Source organism: Moritella sp. (assembly GCF_013215705.1).
In the GTDB taxonomy this organism is placed as follows: domain Bacteria; phylum Pseudomonadota; class Gammaproteobacteria; order Enterobacterales; family Moritellaceae; genus Moritella.
On sequence record NZ_JABSQR010000001.1, the window covers coordinates 43413 to 62974 of the forward strand.

Genomic DNA, 19562 nt, shown 5'->3' on the forward strand with positions numbered 1-19562 from the left:
AAAAATAATCATTAAAATTGAATTAGTTTTTAAAAATCGCAATTGGTTTACAAAATGTTAAATGAAATATATAAATAACTGAATGCAAAAGAATTTACATATAAAAATTTGTTATGTATATGTTGTAATTATGCACGAGTGAATATTGTTTTTCTAAGCTCCATCACACAACTACCTCTTTATTTCCATATTTATGTCGTTTTGATCATATTTATTGAATACGACATATTTACCCTATTTTATATATGTAATAGTCTGGTCAAATGAGACAGTGTGTTTAGATATACCCAAACGACTTCAGGATGCTGATTGTGCATCTTGAAGTCGTTTGGGTATAATTAATATGGATAAATAAGGTATTGCAATGGAATCGCCCCGCAAAGAAGTCATATTCGAATACGTGCCGACGGCGCAAGAAGTAGAAACCCTGTTACTGCACACACCAGATGCTAAAATTAATATTGCGAATACTAAGCAAGCTTGTGATATTAGCCAGATCAAACACCTAACGCATTATGGTCATTGTATTAATGGCATTAATATCGAGATTGATCTATGTGACGAATCAGAGATTGAGCCGCTATGGTCATTTCTTGAGTTGGATTTTTTAAGAATTAGTTTTGCCAGTGATGAAGTGCTTGAAGACGATTTTAAAGGGTTTCTTACATGGCTAGAAAACGCAGACAAGCTCGAAGCCTTATCGGTAGAAATGCAGCCGTTACACCAGGAAGATGGGTTACAATTGCTGTCGATTTATTTTGCATCCTCAAAACAATTTCCGGTTTCTTTGTTTCTCAAAACCAATGCGAGCGCAGTGACAATTCCATCACTGCCATCTTTACAGGTATTTCATCATGTAAATGTTGAGATGAGCATCCGTCGCTTTTAAATCACTATTATAGAGATTAGCCCGATAGCAATCATCACCGGTGATGATAATCGGGCCGGTGCATTAGTTTGTGGGCTTATTTTTCGCTAACATCCGCTGCATCATAGCATCGAGTTGTTGCAGCTCATCTGCCGATAATACACTTAATCTCTTTCTTTCTTGTTGGTGTAATTTAGGCATAACAGTCTCAATTAATTGCTTACCTTTGCTGGTGAGCAGTACCAGTTTACTGCGTTTATCTTCTGGGTTATCAATTCTTTCAATCAACGCCGCTTGGCTTAAACGATTTAACACCTTAGTCAGTCCGCCAGAACTAAATATCATCGATTGGTATAGCGCTGTTGGGGATAGGCAATAGGGAGCAGGACTGCGTCGTAACGTGCTTAATACGCTGAACTCTGCACGTTGTAAATCAAAGCTCGCGACCAGTGTTTCCATCCGATGGTGAAATAGATTACTGACCTGCAGCAAGCGTAATAAAGCAGGTGATACGCCGTCAGCACACTCAGGCCAGTTATCATCCATTGCTTGTAGTATTTCGTTAATGTTATTCGTCACTATCTGTCCCTTAATATGCATGCATGTCTGAACACATCCATAATATATCTTGCCAGAAAGATAAAGTCCAGTTATTATCTTTCCAGGAAGATAGTTGGAGGCGTGAAATGACACCGAATAATACATCCTCAATCATAATGAATGAGGCAAGCATAGATAATACAACTACAGCCGGAAAAATGAATAAAACGTTAATACTGACACTGGCTGCAGTATTTGCTTTAACCCCATTTACGATTGATAGTTACCTACCTGCGATGCCAACAATGGCCAAAGCAATGGGGGTTGATATCACCTTGATGTCAGTAACCGTGAGTTTATATATTTTTGGTCTTGCGATAGGACAGCTCATCGGCGGGCCTTTGTCCGATAAAAAAGGCCGTGGTTATGCCATGATTGCAGGTTTAGTTGTGTTTGCAATTGCGAGTATATTGCTGACGACAGCAACAGAAATAGAAGTGTTATGGTTATGGCGCGTGGTGCAAGCTATCGGTGGCGGTATGGCCGTTGTTGGAGTGCCAGCAACTATTCGTGATACCACGAGTGGTAAAGAAGCGGCTAAGCTGTTCTCATTGATTGCGCTTATTATGATGATAGCGCCCTCAATTGCGCCGACTCTGGGAACGATTATCATGTCGGTAGCTGATTGGCGTTGGATCTTTTATACATTGGCAATAATGGCTGCATTGGTGGCGATTTTGGTGATGCGCTATATACCGAAACCAGTTAAGAAGACGATAGCTGAAGATAAGTTGGATGAGATTAAACCAAAGCTTGGTTTATTGTCGGTGTTCAGTGAGAAACGCGCTTTAGGTTTCATGGTTGCACAAGCATTTGCTTACTCGGTAATGATGATCTTTTTAACCAATGCATCGATGATGTATATGGAAGTATTTGAGCAAACGGCGCAACAGTTTTCAATGTTATTTTTTGCAAATATTTGCGGTTTGGTTGTTGTTAATCGTACTAACACATTTTTATTAGCGAAATTTGAGCCAGAGACATTGTTACAAGCTTTCTTAAGCTTGCAAGTACTTGGAGGCATAATATTAGTGACAGCATCGGTGATGGTTCCTGACGCTTTGTACGTGACTGTTGCAGGGTTTGTTATTGCGATCTCAGCCAATGGCGCGGTTATCGCAAATGCCAGTGCTTGTTTTATGAAACGATTTGGCCGAAATGCCGGTTCTGCTTCTGCGGCATTAGGGGCAACTCAATACACAGTCGGTGGCACTGTGAGTGCGTTATCAGCATTTGTCAGTATGGGAGCTGTGCAACCTGTGGTTATCATCATGCTCATTTCATCTGTCATAGCACTGTTGGGAGCAACGATTGCAGCTCGCTATTCACGTAATAATACAGCAGGTTAAAACATCAATGTGATTTATAGGCTGATGAAGGATTATCAGCCTACGATTAAATATCAACTTACAGGTGTTATTTATTCAGTAAGTGCGCGCATAATCTAACAAAATCAGACGAAGTAACGATACCAATCACCTTATTTTCATCATCAATAACGGGTAGGCAACCGAGTTTATTATCAATGAAGTATTCAACAACAATTTTCAATGGCTCATCTTCTGTTAGCTTTTGAAAATCGGTCGTCATCAAATCTTCGATTAACTGACCGCGTTCTTTTCTTGCTAGTGCATCAGTACCATATTTGTTGATCATTGTCATGACTGCACTGATCATTTTTTTATGCGTCAGAACCCCAATCAAGGTACCATCATTTTCGGAGATAACAGGTAAGTGACGTACCCCACGCGTTTGCATTAATTCATGTGCGTCTTTTAAAGTGGCTTTATGGCTTATACAAATAACATTGTCTGCCATTATATCTCTTACTTTCATACACTAACTCCGAGTTATATAATATTGATTTTTCAGTATACCTCATTATATATAGAATGCGATATTGAGGTTCAACAAAATAATACAGCTGGATATTTAATTGTTTATTTATTTTTGTATCGTGATGTAACCAGCTGTATTTTAGTGTTATTGTTTATAATTGTGTGATAATTTAGCTACTTATATATTATGGATGGAGTTTAGTTATGAAGGGATCGGTCCTTGAATTCAATATTGGAAGTAAAAAAGGGATTATTTCTGATGAGGATGGATGTCATTATACATTTAATATGAATCAGTGGATGCATAAGAGCATTCCTCGGGTTGGTAGTAACATTAATTTCACTATACAGTCAGGAACGCTTGCCTCCGCCACTATGGTGACTGTGGGTAAATCCAAGAAAACCGGGGCGGTATTGTTGTCTTTTTTCTTTGGTGCAGTCGGCGCTCATAAATTCTATTTAGGCTATCACAAACAGGGCCTATGCATGTTGGTATTGTTTGTATTCGGTTATGTTTTTCTCGGCTTGCCCTCGATGGTTATTGCCATTATTGCCTTGGTGGAATTTGTGATTTATTTGTGTAAATCAGAAGTCGAATTTGAGCAAGATTATGTATTAGAAAACCGTCCTTGGTTCTAGTGTTTTAACTTGTTCAAGCCATTACTTTCTCAATTGTTTTACCCGAAAAAGTCCCTAACACAACATTCTTACGTTTATCTGAGCGCTGCTTACGCATGTGAGATGCAATAAAGTCAGCGACTTCATGTGTTTCGAGTGGTTCTTTTTGTACTACGATTATCGGTAATGGGGCTGTGACTGTTTTTAACCCTGTCACCTTCACAATATTTGCAGCGGGTTGAACCTTAACTGGCCTGCGCACACGTAATTCATGCTCTGCTGTCGTCGCTATTTGTTGATGCAGCTGTGTTAGTGCCAGCTGATTATCAGGCGTAGCTCTCTCTTGTTCTGCGGTAATTTCCCCTAATAATTTTATCTTGTCAGGTTGGTGTAATGAATCTTTACGCTGCCAACTGAAACGTACCGATTTAACATATTCATTTTCCAAGCAATGGATCTTGCGATACAAGTGAACTGTCATTATACCGGGGCAATTATCATGGATCGCACTGAAACGTGCCTGGCGTGACTCATTTTCGTTGACTACCGCATGTTCGATTACGCCTTTGATGGTATTAATTTGCCCAATGGTAGTGATGATCTTAGCGCTATTCTGGTGCTCTGGGTGTAAGTGAATAATACCCACGTAGCGTCGGGCTGATTTTTGTGAGAAGGGGTGTTTAATATGAATGTCTTTAAAGGCTTCTGCAGCTAACTTCATCGCCAGCATGTCGGTGACTAACTCGGGCATGATTTGGTTTATGACTGCCTGTTCCTGGCCTTTTAGTACCGCGGGGATCCGACTGACCAATGCTTGCACTGGTTGTGTGGTCGCTAATAATTTTTCTAATTGTTGCAATTTTGTCGTGAGTTGCTCAAATAAACTTTTAATGTCAGTCATTTTTAATCCTAGTAGCAATGAAAACGTGGTATTGATAACTAGCATAGTAACGAGTAGACCATCATGCAATAGGGACTGCAGTTGGGTGATCGTTATGTGATCATCGCTGATCATTCGTTGATCGATATAGTGGTTTAAATGGTATTTCTATTTTTCCCCTGTAGCGACTTGTATCCCAAGATAGAAAAACCTCTAATAAAGATGCTGATCATAACCGAAACGTTAAATACTAATTAACAGAGTAATTACATGATATTATCGTTGGCTGTGTGATTTAAAGTTAGATCTTTAAGAGTTTAAACAAAACTATAAAAATTCAATGCAAGATATTGAATGGTCTCGAATAGCATATGAAAGTTAATGTAATAATGATCTCAACGAAGTATAGATATATCTGGTGATGAATAGGCCAAATCAATAGCTTAGGATAAAAGGTAATGTATTTAAGAAAAATATTTCCATTTTTGGTTTTAGCTCCTTTATTGCTGAGTCAGCCGTCTAGTGCAGAGGAGATGAGTTTAAGAATTATTAATGGAGTAAAAAGTGATAGTGAAAGCTGGCCATTTATGGTGGCTTTAGTGTCTAAAAATCGAGATGTATATAATGGCCAATTTTGCGGAGCAAGCTTTTTAGGTGGGCGTTATATATTAACAGCCGCGCATTGTGTAGCTACGAAAGAGGCACAAGATTTAGACGCAGTTATCGGTATTTCAGCTCTTACTCAGGATGATGTTGCAGAACACAGGTATAGCATTAAAGAGATTTATATTCACGAAAACTATCTGAATGCATCAAGTGGTAATGACATTGCTATTTTAGAACTTGATAAAGAGGTTGATTATACTGCCGTTAATTTGGCTGATAAGTCTTTACGTCCCAACCTTTCTCCAGGTGTTCTTTTAACTGTTATGGGGTGGGGAGATCAAGATCCTGATCGAGAAACAGAGCTATTTAAAAGTGAGTTATATCAAGTCAATGTTCCTTTAGTAGAGCAAAATTTATGTCTTAATCACGTGGACTTAAATGATAATACATTTTGTGCTGGATACGAAGATGGCGTTTATGACGCTTGTCAGGGAGACAGTGGTGGACCGATAGTTTTTTATAATGGCAGTACTTATGAACAACTTGGTATAGTGAGTTGGGGGGATGGTTGTGCAGAAGCTGGACACTACGGTTTTTATGCTAATGTGAGCTACTTTGTAGACTGGATTTCGGAAAAAACTCAAGGATTTAGTTACCGTCAATCAGAGTTTGTTGGGGCTAAAAGTGTAGGAACTTATTCACATTCCTTTTATATCCGAAATAATACAAAGCAAGTGATTAGAACATCTGGGGCTACAATACAAGGCTCAGATGCTTCAATAATAGTTAATAATTGTGCTGAGATCGCAGTTAATGGCAGTTGTGAAATCATGATTAACTACACTGTTGGGGAATTAGATTTTGGTAAAGTATTGGTCAAAGTGTTTACTGATCATGCACAAACTTCTTACTTTGATATAGCTGTGTCATATATTGGTATTCAAAGTGCTGCTATAAGCGTTAGCGATATGATTTCTATTGCAAACAGTAACGTATACTCTTCAGAAAATTCATGGGTAAAGAATGACAGTTCAATTCAAACTCCAGTTCTAGGTAATAATGAATTCTCGCAATTAACGATTACAGATTTACCTGCTGGGCGTTTATCTTTTGATGCGTATATAAATACGAAACTTGGTCATAGTACCTTCCGTATATACGTTAATGGACATTTATATGATCGATGGAGTGCCCATAAAGTGGGGCGGCTGACTATTAATCTACTTAGAGAGAATAATACAGTTGTATTTGAGTACAAGAAATATTTGGCTCGTTTAGTAGGGGATGATCGCGTTACCATCAGCAATTTTGCTTATTCTACAGGTGGCCAGTCTGTTATACCAGGTGGCAATTCTATAGAGAGAAGTTCTGGTGGTAGTGGCGGTGCGATCAACTGGTTAACCGTACTTTATTTAGGTATGTTGGCGTTAGTAAGAAGACGGTTTTCTAGCTAACTAGATTCTAGTCTTTATTACAACTGCAAAGGCGCCTCAAGTCATTCAAAGTCCTGTTCCGAAAGGATTGACGATGTAGAGTGTCGTGGTTAAGTTAAGCCGAACTTGCCCATTTACTCATGTAAAAATGGGAACCGCTTATCATACAAAATCATTTACAGGAGTGAATCGAAAATGGTGGTCAGTATTACCTAGCCACTACAGGATTAATTCGCAGGATATTTTTCCTCTTCACGTAAAGTTAGGACATCATAACCTGAACTTGTTATTAATACCGTGTGCTCAGACTGAGCTGACAGTTTCTTATCTCGAGTAACTACTGTCCCTTACTGGCAGGGCGAGCCTTTAAATCATTAACCATATTACGCATTAGTTCTATTTCAGTCGTTGTTTTAATACTCACGCTATTGTTCATCATTTGATCCTTCGGCTACTGTTAGATTTGAAATAGATACTTTTGATGATTTAATAAGATCAGCGATGATTTGGTTGAATGAAAGTTGAGGGTGAAGCTCTGCTAGCATGCCAATTTTCATCCAAAATTCGGCTTGTGAATTAATAGAACGTATACGTGCTTTATGATACGGTTGCGTATCATAATAGGTTGATGTACATTTATAGTATGTTCTAATGTTAAAGGTCATGATGTAGATGCCAGAAATCCATAAAAAAACAACAGGTCGCCCTGTAGATCACCAGAAAACACAAAGGGTGTTTGACGCAATAGACGATATTTTGGCGAACGAAGGTATTTCTGGACTATCTATAGAAAGAATCGCAAAAAACGCGGGGATATCTAAGGCAACTTTATACCGTCGTTTTGGCGATATTCAAGGTGTATTGGGCGCATACGTTGAAACATTTACCCAAAATGCATTTGATCAGGCTCTGCAGAGTAAAAGTGTAAACTTAAAAAGTCCTTTGGATCTCGAACCCGTACTGATAAACATAGGGATAGCGCTCATGACATTAATTAGTCAGCCTAGAGTCGTTGCCTTTGATAATGCGATGCTTGCGTCCGGGCCGCGATTTATAGAATTTAAAGAGGCATTATATCGAAATGGCCCACAGAAAGCGGTCTCTCAAATTGGCGAGTTACTTGAACAGGCAGGCATTAGTTCTCCCTTGTTCGATATAACGACTTTAGGAGATATTCTATTTCATATCTGGCGCAGTGGTTTTTATGATCGAGTCAGAATTACAGGACAGATAGAGATGGATTGTCAGCAACTAGAGAATCATATCGCTTCTGGTACTCGATTTTTCTTATCTAACATTCTTGCAGAGGAATACAAATGAAGACAACAAATCTTCGGGTCTTAGTCGCTGGCGCCACGGGCTACCTTGGTAGCCATTTGGTTAATGAGTTGCTTAAAAGGGACTCTGATTTTAAAGCATTGGGCAGAAATAAAAGTAAACTGACAGACATGGGGTTGCTTAGTGACCAAATTGAATTAGCGGAAGTTACCGATGCTGGAACTTTAGTTGGCTGCTGTGAAGGCATTGACGTGGTTATTTCCTGCGTGGGCATCACCCGTCAAAAGGATGGATTAGGTTATATAGATGTTGATTTTCAGGCCAATCTAAATTTGTTACAAGAAGCTGAAAGAGCAGGTGTTAAAAAATTCATCTACATTTCTGCGTTTAATGCTTCAAAGTATCAGAACGTGAGACTGCTTCAAGCAAAAGAGCGCTTTGCTGTAAAACTACTCGCATCGAAGAAACTAAAACCCTGTGTCGTGAGACCAAATGGTTTTTATTCCGATATTGAAGAATTTTATTCAATGGCAAAATCTGGTCGAGTTTATCTTTTTGGCAAAGGCGATGTGCGATTAAACCCAATCCATGGAGAAGATCTGGCTCGATTCTGTCTAGATGTGATAAAAAGAGAGGAGCGTGAGTTTGATGTGGGAGGTTCTGAAATCTTATCTGTTAACGAGATAGCAAAACTCGCCTTTGGCGCACAAGATAAAACGGTGCGGATTATATACTTACCTGACTGGATGAGAAAAATATCGTTGCTCTTTGCCACTATGCTACCTGAGAAATTAGGAGGTCCTGCTGAATTTTTTCTTACTGCGATGGCGCAGGATATGATTGCTCCGACCTATGGAAACAGAAGCTTAGGTGGCTACTTTCAAGATATCTTTCAGGTTGAGAATAACGGTACTTTTAATAAATAGCAAAGCATAGTAGAGCGTGTGTCGTAAGTTTTTGTATAGTATTTATCTAAGAGTTAGAGTTTCATCAATTATTTTAAAGGAATAAAATTTTGCCATTTATCGCATTTGAATCAGGTCAATTATCACCAGAAGTTAAAGAACAATTAATTCTGAGATTAACTGAAGTTTCTGTCGAAGTGACAGGCATACCAAAAGAACTATTCTTAGTTTCAATTCGAGAGCAACCAGATGAAAATATTGCTGTTGGTGGTAAAACTGTAAAGCAAATCAAGCAAGAGCTAAGTAAAAAATAATAGCCAACCATTATCCGCCGCTTAAATGGCTTTTTACTGAGTGAGAGTGATAAAGATGAAATCCAATTTTGAGCTTATGGCAGCATACAATCAGAGTATGAATCAAAGATTATTTGAATCAGCATCAGTTTTGAGTTTGTCAGAATTAGAAAAAGATCGGGGCGCATTTTTTCGATCAATAATGGGGACGTTAAATCATATTCTTGTTGGTGATACAATTTGGCTTAAACGCTTTGCAGATCATAAAACTGGGTTTAATTCTCTTGAATATGTTCGTAATCTGCCCAGTCCGAACGCGCTAGATGAAACCCTGTATTCGACATTTGGGCCTTTGCAGGAAGCTCGAAGCAAAATGGATAACGCATTTTTGAATTTTACATCGGAGATAACAGAAAGTGATTTGTCAGGTATATTAGAGTACAAAAATACGAAAGGTCTTCATTTTGCTAAGAACTTTGGCCAAATATTACAACATGTAGTTAATCATCAAACTCATCACCGAGGGCAGGTTACTACGCTGCTGACTCAAGTCGGTGTTGATGTAGGGGTAACTGATTTATTACTTTCGATCCCTGATGCAAAGGTATAACCCCCTTAACCCTTGGAACGTTACGTCGAATTAAATTCGGTTTATGCAGGGGTTGAATGACATTACAGCAGGTATAGCACGATTTAACTAACTTAACAGGGCATAAATACGCTAAAATAGCCGGCTATTATCTTATTTTGAGCTCTATATATTAATGACCACTGTAACAGCACCTGCAAACTTTACTGAACTTGGCCTTATTTCACCTTTATTAACTCGATTGACTGAGATGGAATATCTGCAGCCAACGCCAATTCAAGCACAAGCTATCCCAAGTGTATTAGCTGGACGTGACTTAATTGCAGGGGCTAATACCGGCTCGGGTAAAACAGCTGCATTTGCACTGCCACTATTGCAGCAACTACATACTGAAAAACAATTGGGTGATACCAGCAGTAAAGGTAACTATGTTACTGGACTAATTTTGGTGCCTACCCGTGAACTCGCTATACAAGTTGCTGACAGCATTAAATCTTATGCTGCACATTTAAACGGTGCAGTTAAAACGGTTGCTGTTTTTGGTGGTGTATCTGCGAATACGCAAATGCTCGCATTACGTGGCGGCACGGATATTTTGGTGGCAACGCCTGGTCGATTACTCGATTTGATTTCAAGTAATGCGATTAAGCTCGATAGAGTTAAAACCTTAGTGTTAGATGAAGCCGATCGCATGTTAAGCCTAGGCTTTACTGAAGAGCTATCTGCGCTATTGGCATTAACGCCAAAGCAAAAACAAATTTTATTATTTTCAGCCACTTTTCCTGAGCAAGTTCAAGCTTTAACTCAAGAATTGCTAAATGATCCGGTTGAAATTCAATTGCAAAGTGCGGATGCCAGTACCTTAGTACAGCGCGTATTTACTGTTACCAAAGGCGAGAAAACAGCCTTGTTAGCGCATTTGATCAAACGACATGAATGGCGACAAGTGCTTATTTTTGTTAATTCTAAACACAGCTGTAATCACTTAGCGGACAAACTTGCTAAACGTGGCATTACCTCGCAAGTGTTTCATGGCGATAAGGGGCAGAGTGCTCGTATTCGTACGCTTGATGGCTTTAAAGCTGGCCAGGTTCACGTGCTAATCGCAACCGATATTGCTGCTCGTGGTATTGATATTGAAAAACTACCTGTCGTGATCAACTTTGACTTACCAAGAAGCCCATCAGACTACATGCACCGTATTGGTCGAAGTGGCCGTGCTGGTGAAGTTGGCTTAGCGTTATCGCTTATCGATCATGAAGATTATCATCATTTCAGCACCATCGAGAAAAAGAACAAGATCCGACTTGAGCGTGAGCAAGAAGTCGGTTTTGAAGTTGATGAATCTGTCGAAGCATATATACCGATGGCGCCACCTGAAGGCAGCGGTAAGAAAAAACGTAAAAATCAAGCGCCTGTGAATGCCGATATCTGGTTGAATAAATCTTGATAGCAATCACAATAAATAGATGATCACTCTTTCTGATTAAAACCTGAATGAAAGATAAATCTATGCTTATAAAAAAAACCACCGAGCATTGCAGGGTGGTTTTTTTATATAATCAGCCTAGTCGTGTTTATCTAAGCAGGTGTATATAACAAGTCTAGGTACTGTTTGGTGCTTTCCTGCCAGCTAAAACGAGCTGATTTTGCGTTGTCGGCAATTTTTTTCCATGTTTTAGGGTTGTTCGCATGCAGTTTGATTGCATCGTTAAAAGCGGTAATCAAATTATCACTTTGTTCCTGCAGTGATGAACCGTTAAAGCTAAAGCCATTCTCTAAATGTTGAACGGTATCTTTTAAACCGCCAACCGCATGTACAAGACAAGGTTGCCCGTCACGCATGGCTAGCATTTGGCTAATACCGCAAGGTTCAAATGAACTTGGCATTAAGAACAGATCGCCATGTAGATACATTTGGTCTGATAACGCTTGACCATAACCGTTCAAAAATAAGAAATTATCGTGACTCGCCATTAGCTGCATGAATTCAAATTCAATGCGGGTATCGCCCGAACCAAGAATAATCAGTCGACCATTCACTCGCGCAAGATCATCAAGTAATACCGACAATACCGTTTTACCTCGATAAGGCTGGCGTAACAGCAGGGCTTTTTGATCGGTCAAACGGCCAATGCTAGTCACTAAGAAGTCAGTGAATGGTGCCTGGCTATGCCAGTTATTGATCTGTTCATTAGCCAGGTAATGTACTGTTTTTAATTGCGCAGACTGTGCTAACCAACGCTTAACCTGTTGTTGTGCAGGGGCTAAAAAAGTACTGAGTGCAGGTTTTATATTAACTTTATTGCGTTTACTCGTTGGCGTAGCAGCGTATTCACAGCCATTTAAAATACCGACTAAGCGACCTTGCTGTTTTGCTGCTGCTAAGTCTTTTTCTAGACCTTCACCACCGAAGAAACCATTGTTAGCATCACTGGCATGTAATACTTCTTCTGCATACGTTGGTGATACTACATGGACTTTGTTACAAAGATTAATACCAGCACGCATCGGATTATAACAATGGGTATAACGTGGGTCGGCAACAACACTCTGATCAAAGTTAAGGGTAGGGAACCAGTGGCGTAAACTTGATTCATCGTCTGCAATTGGGCGGATCCCTTGCAGGGCAATGTTATGCACAGTGTAGACCGAGTGAATGTTTGCAAGTTCTGTATATTGCGGCGCGTATTGGTTTAGTACTGCGATTGTTGCACTGTGCCAGTCGTGTAAATGTAATACATCAGGTCGGGTTAATTTTGACTCGATAAGAAGTTGGCATACGGCAAGGTTGAATAAAGCGTATTTGGTTGCATCAGTGGCAAAAGGGCGGTTACCTTCGTCATGACTATAAACATGACCACCTTGACCAAATAGCGGATGTTGTACTACAAATTGGCGGACTTTATTTGGCGTTTCAGGAAAAAACAGTTCGAACAAGGTCACTGTTTCTGTTTGGCCGGCAAACTCAACATTGACACTGGCCAGTTGACGAGACTCAAACTTTGTCGCGTATTGACCATAATCAGGGATCACAACATCAACACTTACATCATGCTGAGGTAAGGCTTTTGGTAAATCCCGAACGACGTCAGCAACGCCACCAACTTTAGCACCTGGTATCGCATCATTTTCGGCGGCTATCATTAAAACGTGCATGAATAAATTGTCCTTAAAGCAGAATATTAAAGTTGTGTTATTAGAAATAGTTGTGAAATTAAAGTTATAAAACAAAAACAGCAATAAGTCACTTAGTTAAGCGACTTATTGCTTTAGACTATTATCTATAGATCAGCGTTTATCTGTTATCGCTTAAACAAGTTCTGCAGTTTGTTTAGCGGTGTTTTCGAGTGCTGCTTTTGTGTCTTTTTCTGCCATTCTCTTCAGCATATCCGATGTTACCAAGGTGATACCTTTTGGCGAAACTCGGAAGCCATTGGCTATATCTTGTTCTTTATCGTGACCGACGATTAAACCCGCTGGTATCACACATTTGCTGTCAACGATAGTACGACGTAATTGACAATGTTCACCGATATCGGCACCCGGTAATATTACCGACTCTTCAATGGTTGAGTATGAATGAACATGTACGCTCGAAAATAGCAGTGATTTACGGATTGTAGAACCAGAAATAATACAACCACCAGAAACGGTCGAATCTACAGCCATGCCGCGACGTTCATCATTGTCAAAAACAAATTTAGCGGGTGGTAGCTGCTCTTGGTAAGTCCAAATAGGCCAGTTTGAGTCATAAAGGTTAAGCTGTGGTTCTGGTGTAACCAATTCCATATTCGCTTCCCAGAATGAATCCAGCGTACCTACATCGCGCCAGTACGGTTGTTGATCATTATCAGGATCGCTGAATGGGAATGCAAATACTTGATGATCTTCAATGATTGCAGGAATGATGTCATTACCAAAATCACGGTCAGATGTGGTACGTGTCGCATCTTTTTCTAGTTGATCAAATAAGAATTCAGTATTAAATACATAGTTGCCCATTGATGCTAAACACTGACCTGGCTTACCAGGGATCTCATTTGGTTGTGCCGGTTTTTCGTCGAAACGCTTAACACGGTTATCTTGATCTACGGTCATTACCCCAAATTGACCAGCCGCTTCTTCTGTCGGTACTTCGATACAGCATACTGTCATGTCAGCGCCATTTTCTACGTGCTTAGCAAGCAGATCACCGTAATCCATACGATATACGTGATCACCAGATAAGATCATCACGTATTTAGGTTTTTCGTCGCGGATAATATCGATGTTTTGGAATACTGCATCAGCCGTACCTGAGTACCAATCGTTACCGTAACGTTGTGATGCCGGTAAGATCTCGACAGATTCAGACAGTTCTTTTTTGAAATGTCCCCAACCACGGTTTACGTGACGAATTAATGAGTGTGATTTGTACTGTGTTGCAATACCTACGCGGCGGATCCCAGAGTTAATGCAATTAGATAATGGGAAATCGATAATGCGGAATTTACCACCGAAAAATACAGCTGGTTTTGCGCGCCAATCAGTTAACTCATGTAAACGACTACCTCTGCCACCTGCAAGAATAAGGGCGTAAGTATCTTTAGTTAAGTTACTAATATAACGATGTGTACTTTTTGACATATTACTTCTCCATAAGCGTTTGTCGAAATTCGGTTTAATTATTTACCCTTGAAATAAATGAATGCTTTATCAGCAAGTAAGCGCAATCAAGGGCCTAAATAAATGGTTAACATTGTTTTTATAAAACATCTGTCTTATAAATAGCAGCATTAAACATTAAGTGGTGTTAGCTTCCAAATATCTTGATTGTATTCATTAATTGTTCGGTCACTTGAGAACGAGCCACTTGCTGCGGTATTCAAAATACTTAATCGTGTCCAAGCTTCTTTATCTTGATAGGCGAGGGCTGCGACTTGTTGTGCTTCGCAATAGCTCGCGAAATCGTGTGCAACTAACCATTGATCATATGGATTCAAAATAGCGTCGATTAACGGTTGGAATAAACCACCCTCAAACAAGTTAAAATGTCCGCTGCGAAGTAATGCCATTACGTTGTTTAGGTTGCTGTCATTAGCGATGATGTGTACAGGATCATAGTGTGCTCGGATATCAGCGACTTGCTCGCTACGAGCGCCAAATAAGAAGAAATTATCAGCACCTACAGCATCTCTGATCTCGACATTGGCTCCGTCTAACGTGCCGATAGTGGCTGCGCCATTCATCATGAATTTCATGTTGCCGGTACCTGATGCTTCTTTACCTGCCGTTGATATCTGTTCTGATAAATCTGTTGCTGCGCAGATTGTTTCCATTGCGGTGACGTTGTAATTTGGTAAGAAGGCAACGCGTAACCAAGGCTGTGCTAGCGGATCTGCATTAATTGTTGCTGCAACGTTATTGATTAATTTGATTGTTAACTTAGCAATGAAGTAACCCGGCGCGGCTTTACCACCAATTAATACACAGCGTGGTGTCATGCCTTCGGTATCACCGCGACGGATGCGATCATAAAGATGGATAACATGCAGAATATTAAGTAATTGACGCTTGTATTCGTGCATACGCTTAACTTGTACGTCAAACATCATGTTGGTATCGAATTCAACACCACAGGCATCTTTGACCAAGTCGGCAAGTTGCTGTTTGTTGTGCTGCTTAACGTCTTGCCATTTAGCATGGAATTTGGTGTTGTCGTAATAGCGACGCAGCTTGCTTATTTCACTTAGATCACGAGTCCAATTATTACCGATTTTATCGCTAATGAGTTCACTCAGTTTTGGATTGCAATGTGCTAACCAACGACGAGGCGTTACACCATTGGTTTTGTTGTTAAATTTGTTTGGCGTCAACAGATAGAAGTCATTGAATAAACCGGCGCTTAATAACTGGGTATGCAATGCTGCAACACCGTTTACCGAGAAGCTGCCAACAATGGCGAGATAAGCCATGCGTACTTGTGGATCATCGCCTTCTTCGATAATGGATAAAGCACGTTGCTTATCAACATCACCTGGCCACTGACACGCAACTTCCGTTAAGAATCGCGCGTTGATTTCATAAATTATTTCAAGTAGGCGAGGTAATAGGTGTGCGAATAAACGTACCGACCATTTCTCTAGTGCTTCTGGCAGTAGGGTATGGTTGGTGTACGCCATGGTAGATGTGGTGATCTGCCAGGCAAAGTCCCAATCCAGATCATGTTCATCGAGTAATAAACGCATTAACTCAGCAACCGCCACACTTGGATGGGTATCGTTAAGTTGGAATACGTGGTACTTAGCAAAATCAGTAAAATCACTGCCGTGTACTTTTACCCATTCAGCCAGAATGTCTTGTAAGCTGGCAGACGTCAGGAAGTATTGCTGACGTAAACGTAGCTCTTTACCATTCTCACTGGCGTCATTTGGATAAAGCACCATGGTAATTTGTTCAGCTAAGTTTTTACGAGCTACGGCTTCGGTATAACTACCGGCGTTGAATTCACCGAGATCAAATTCATCTGTCGCCGCTGATTTCCACAGGCGCAGAGTATTCACGATATCGTTTTGATAACCCGGAACAGGTACATCATACGGCACAGCAAGTACATCTTCGGTGCCAACCCATTGGTGATGTGTGCGGCCTTCTTTGTCTTGATAAGTTTCAACATGACCAAAGAATTTCACTCTACGGTTATGTTCAGGTGCTGCAACTTCCCACGGATGACCATCACGTAACCAGTTATCTGGATGTTCGATTTGATGACCATTTTCGATGCTTTGATTAAACATTCCGTATTCATAACGGATACCGTAGCCTGTTACGGGTAGTGCTAAACTTGCACAACTATCAAGGAAGCAAGCCGCTAGTCGACCTAGACCACCATTACCTAAACCGGCATCGTGTTCTGATTCGGCGATTGATTCTAATTCACAGCTGTAATGATTAAGGCCTTTACGTACACAGTCTTCTAAATCAAGGTTTAAAACTGCATTTCCCAAAGCGCGACCCATCAAGAATTCTAATGATAGATAAGCGGCACGACGAGTCGGTTGCTTCTGCTGCTGTTTCTTCGTCGCACGTGATTTTTCCATCAAGCGGTCACGGATTGTTAATGCCAGTGCGTGATATAAATACTGTGGCGATTCACCAACTTCATCGCGGCCGAGGGTATAATGGAAATGACGTTTTAAATCATCAGGCAAGGTGCTGGCATTAACCACGGGCCCATTGTTTGTCGCTAATGTGCAAACTTTTTTTGCTTTAGACTTTTGTTTTTTTAATGACATATAACGTCCTTTATTATGACATTTGGGCTAACTATTTATTGAACAACAAGTATTTATGAGCAACCAAGCTGCAACTAGGTTGCCTATTTATACCTATTTGTTTTTTAGTGCGCAGCTATTTGTCTGGGTACTAAGTACACGGTTGATAACGGCGGTAGGGCGATACAAATACTTTGGGTAAAACCTTGCCATTCAACATACTCTGCAATGTAACTTGTCTGGGTTGCAAACCCACTGCCACCAAATTGCGACTCATCGGTGTTAACGAGTACGTCATAGTCACTCATACTCGGTACACCAATGCGGTAATTTGACTGGCATGCTGGCGTCATATTCGATACCACGACCACATGTTCATCTTTGGCTTTGTTATAACGTAAGAAACTAAACACAGACTGTTCGGCGTTACTGGCGTCAATCCAATCGAAACCATGGTGATCAGTGTCTAACTCAAATAAGGCAGTTTGATGACAATAGCTGTTATTCAATGCCTTGATGAGCGCTTGCACACCTTGATGCTCAGATTGCTCAAGTAAATGCCAGTCTAGCGATTGGTCATGATTCCATTCTGCACGTTGAGCAAATTCACAACCCATAAATAACAGCTTTTTACCTGGGTGTGCCCACATGAAACCGTAATAAGCACGTAAATTAGCAAATTTTTGCCAGTCATCACCGGGCATCTTATCGAGCAGTGAACCTTTGCCGTGTACCACTTCGTCGTGACTTAGCGGTAAGATAAAGTTTTCACTAAATGCGTATGCTAATGAGAAGGTCATCTCGTGATGATGATGTTGGCGATAGAGAGGATCACAACTCATGTATTTTAGGCTGTCGTTCATCCAGCCCATATTCCACTTGTAACCAAACCCCAGACCGCCTTGGTCGGTAAATTTGGTTACACCTGGCCAAGCGGTTGATTCTTCTGCAACCATCATGATGCCAGGGTGGTTTTTGTAGCAGCGTCGATTCACTTGTTTGAGTAATTCAATCGCCCCTAGGTTTTCTCTACCGCCATATTGGTTCGGGATCCATTCACCTTCTTTGCGGCTGTAATCGAGATACAACATAGAAGCAACAGCATCAACCCGCAGACCATCAATGGCAAAGTTATCAAACCAAGCCAACGCATTTGAAATTAAAAAGCTTTGTACTTCAGCGCGATCATAATTAAAGATGTGGGTTTTCCAATCTGGGTGGAAACCTTGGCGCTTATCTGCGTGTTCAAACAGGTGTGAACCATCAAACTGCGCTAAACCATGGGCATCTGCAGGGAAGTGTCCTGGCACCCAATCGATTAATAAACCGATGTTGGCTTCGTGGCAGGCGTCAACAAAGAATTGGAAATCAGCCAAGCTACCAAAACGACTGGTTGGTGCGAATAAACCCACAGGTTGATAACCCCACGAACCATCAAACGGGAACTCACTGATTGGCATTAATTGAATATGGGTAAAACCAAGTTCTTTTACATAAGGCACAAGCTGTTCAGACAGGGCTTGATAGCTTAAGAAATGGTTGTTCTCATCACGTTTCCACGAACCTGCATGCACTTCATAGATACTGATTGGTGCATTGATCGCATTGCGTTCTGCACGCTGCGCCCACGCTTGTGCGGGAGATTGTTGCCATACTGCAGATCGGGTTTTGGTTGGTACACATGACGCTGTTTGTGGCGGTAGTTGCATTGATGATGCGAACGGATCCGCTTTTTCTAAACGCTCACCATTTTCGGTTATAATGCTAAATTTATAATTGTTATCGTGTTCAGAGTCTGCGATATCAGCAATAAATATCTCCCAAATACCGGCACCAGGGTGCTTACGCATCGGATGACGTATTGTATTCCAATGGTTAAAGTTACCAATTAAGCTTACTGACGCTGCGTTAGGAGCCCAAACTGTAAAGCGTACGCCTTCAACATTATCTGTGATTGTCCAATGCGCACCTAGATGACGTTGTGCTTGCTCTAACGTACCTTCGCTAAATAAGTAAACGGCGTTTTCATCAAGTGTCGATGAAAATTTATAAGGGTCTTGCTCGACAACGGTTGCAAATGGATAGGCGATAGTTAATTGATAATCTGCATTGTATTGCTTTGCTGATAGGCTAAGGACAAACAGATCACTGGTACCGATACGTTGATAACGTAATTGCTGGTTTTTGTCTTGATAAAAAACTTGCTGTGCACCGGAAATGAATACTTTGAGTTGGTATTCATCTTCACTCACTTGATGTGGACCTAAAAAAGCAAACGGGTCATAGAATTTACCTTGGTTAAGGGCATCTATTTCATGGTTAAAGCGATCTTCAAAACGAGTCGCTATTGTTGCTGTAGTCGAAATGTCACTCATGATCCATCCTGGATTAACGTATT

The 19562-nt window shown here is 40.5% G+C and carries 17 protein-coding genes and 1 pseudogene; 9 read left to right on the top strand and 9 right to left on the bottom strand.

The genetic code is table 11. The features are described 5' to 3' along the window. The first annotated feature begins 364 nt into the window (after positions 1-364). A complete protein-coding gene (locus HRT96_RS00190; RefSeq protein WP_293150503.1) occupies positions 365-889 on the top strand; it encodes a hypothetical protein in 525 nt (174 codons plus the stop codon). 63 nt (positions 890-952) lie between these two features. Here the strand turns inward: HRT96_RS00190 and HRT96_RS00195 are convergent, their stop codons facing one another. Beyond that, positions 953-1447 carry a MarR family transcriptional regulator gene (locus HRT96_RS00195; protein WP_293150506.1) on the bottom strand — a complete coding sequence of 165 codons (495 nt, stop codon included), beginning with the start codon at positions 1445-1447 and terminating at the stop codon, positions 953-955. Between the two features lie 107 nt (positions 1448-1554). Between HRT96_RS00195 and HRT96_RS00200 the strand changes: the two genes are divergently transcribed. Next, complete coding sequence (locus HRT96_RS00200; protein WP_293150509.1) at positions 1555-2817, top strand: multidrug effflux MFS transporter; 1263 nt, start codon at positions 1555-1557, stop codon at positions 2815-2817. Positions 2818-2884: 67 nt separating this feature from the next. Here the strand turns inward: HRT96_RS00200 and HRT96_RS00205 are convergent, their stop codons facing one another. Then, entirely contained in the window at positions 2885-3304 is a 420-nt protein-coding gene (locus tag HRT96_RS00205) for a CBS domain-containing protein (protein WP_293150512.1), read from the bottom strand. A 206-nt stretch (positions 3305-3510) separates the two neighbouring features. Between HRT96_RS00205 and HRT96_RS00210 the strand changes: the two genes are divergently transcribed. Further along, a complete protein-coding gene (locus tag HRT96_RS00210) occupies positions 3511-3945 on the top strand; it encodes a TM2 domain-containing protein (protein WP_293150515.1) in 435 nt (144 codons plus the stop codon). 13 nt (positions 3946-3958) lie between these two features. Here HRT96_RS00210 and HRT96_RS00215 read toward each other — a convergent pair whose 3' ends face one another. Continuing rightward, complete coding sequence (locus HRT96_RS00215) at positions 3959-4825, bottom strand: DNA replication terminus site-binding protein (RefSeq protein WP_293150518.1); 867 nt, start codon at positions 4823-4825, stop codon at positions 3959-3961. Positions 4826-5262: 437 nt separating this feature from the next. Here HRT96_RS00215 and HRT96_RS00220 point away from each other — a divergent pair, with 437 nt between their 5' ends. Next, the gene (locus HRT96_RS00220; protein WP_293150521.1) at positions 5263-6864 is read left to right on the top strand and encodes a trypsin-like serine protease; all 1602 of its coding nucleotides are present in this window, start codon (positions 5263-5265) and stop codon (positions 6862-6864) included. Positions 6865-7070: 206 nt separating this feature from the next. On the opposite strand, the pseudogene HRT96_RS00225 reads toward HRT96_RS00220, so the two are convergent. Further along, positions 7071-7187: pseudogene (locus tag HRT96_RS00225) on the bottom strand (type I methionyl aminopeptidase); the annotation flags it as partial. A gap of 81 nt (positions 7188-7268) precedes the next feature. After that, on the bottom strand, positions 7269-7508 hold the full coding sequence (locus tag HRT96_RS00230; protein WP_293150524.1) for a hypothetical protein: 240 nt from the start codon (positions 7506-7508) through the stop codon (positions 7269-7271). A gap of 7 nt (positions 7509-7515) precedes the next feature. Here HRT96_RS00230 and HRT96_RS00235 point away from each other — a divergent pair, with 7 nt between their 5' ends. From HRT96_RS00235 to HRT96_RS00255, 5 genes are all read left to right on the top strand, one after another. Beyond that, entirely contained in the window at positions 7516-8163 is a 648-nt protein-coding gene (locus HRT96_RS00235) for a TetR/AcrR family transcriptional regulator (RefSeq protein WP_293150527.1), read from the top strand. Then, a complete protein-coding gene (locus HRT96_RS00240) occupies positions 8160-9047 on the top strand; it encodes an SDR family oxidoreductase (protein ID WP_293150530.1) in 888 nt (295 codons plus the stop codon). Before HRT96_RS00235 ends, HRT96_RS00240 begins: the two co-directional genes overlap by 4 nt. 89 nt (positions 9048-9136) lie before the next feature. Continuing rightward, positions 9137-9340 (top strand): 4-oxalocrotonate tautomerase DmpI, encoded by a 204-nt coding sequence (dmpI, locus tag HRT96_RS00245; protein WP_293150533.1) that lies wholly within the window; start codon positions 9137-9139, stop codon positions 9338-9340. A gap of 55 nt (positions 9341-9395) precedes the next feature. Further along, positions 9396-9929, top strand: a complete 534-nt coding sequence (locus HRT96_RS00250; protein ID WP_293150536.1) for a DinB family protein — start codon at positions 9396-9398, stop codon at positions 9927-9929. Between the two features lie 154 nt (positions 9930-10083). Then, positions 10084-11358, top strand: a complete 1275-nt coding sequence (locus HRT96_RS00255; protein ID WP_293150539.1) for a DEAD/DEAH box helicase — start codon at positions 10084-10086, stop codon at positions 11356-11358. 131 nt (positions 11359-11489) lie between these two features. Here HRT96_RS00255 and HRT96_RS00260 read toward each other — a convergent pair whose 3' ends face one another. From HRT96_RS00260 to glgB, 4 genes are all read right to left on the bottom strand, one after another. Beyond that, positions 11490-13067: a glycogen synthase gene (locus HRT96_RS00260; RefSeq protein ID WP_293150542.1), complete on the bottom strand. Its 1578-nt coding sequence runs from the start codon at positions 13065-13067 to the stop codon at positions 11490-11492. Between the two features lie 153 nt (positions 13068-13220). Then, positions 13221-14537 (bottom strand): glucose-1-phosphate adenylyltransferase, encoded by a 1317-nt coding sequence (gene glgC, locus HRT96_RS00265; protein WP_293150545.1) that lies wholly within the window; start codon positions 14535-14537, stop codon positions 13221-13223. 149 nt (positions 14538-14686) lie between these two features. After that, entirely contained in the window at positions 14687-17185 is a 2499-nt protein-coding gene (locus HRT96_RS00270) for a glycogen/starch/alpha-glucan phosphorylase (RefSeq protein ID WP_293150548.1), read from the bottom strand. A gap of 104 nt (positions 17186-17289) precedes the next feature. Next, entirely contained in the window at positions 17290-19539 is a 2250-nt protein-coding gene (gene glgB, locus HRT96_RS00275) for a 1,4-alpha-glucan branching protein GlgB (protein ID WP_293150552.1), read from the bottom strand. Positions 19540-19562: the final 23 nt, after the last annotated feature.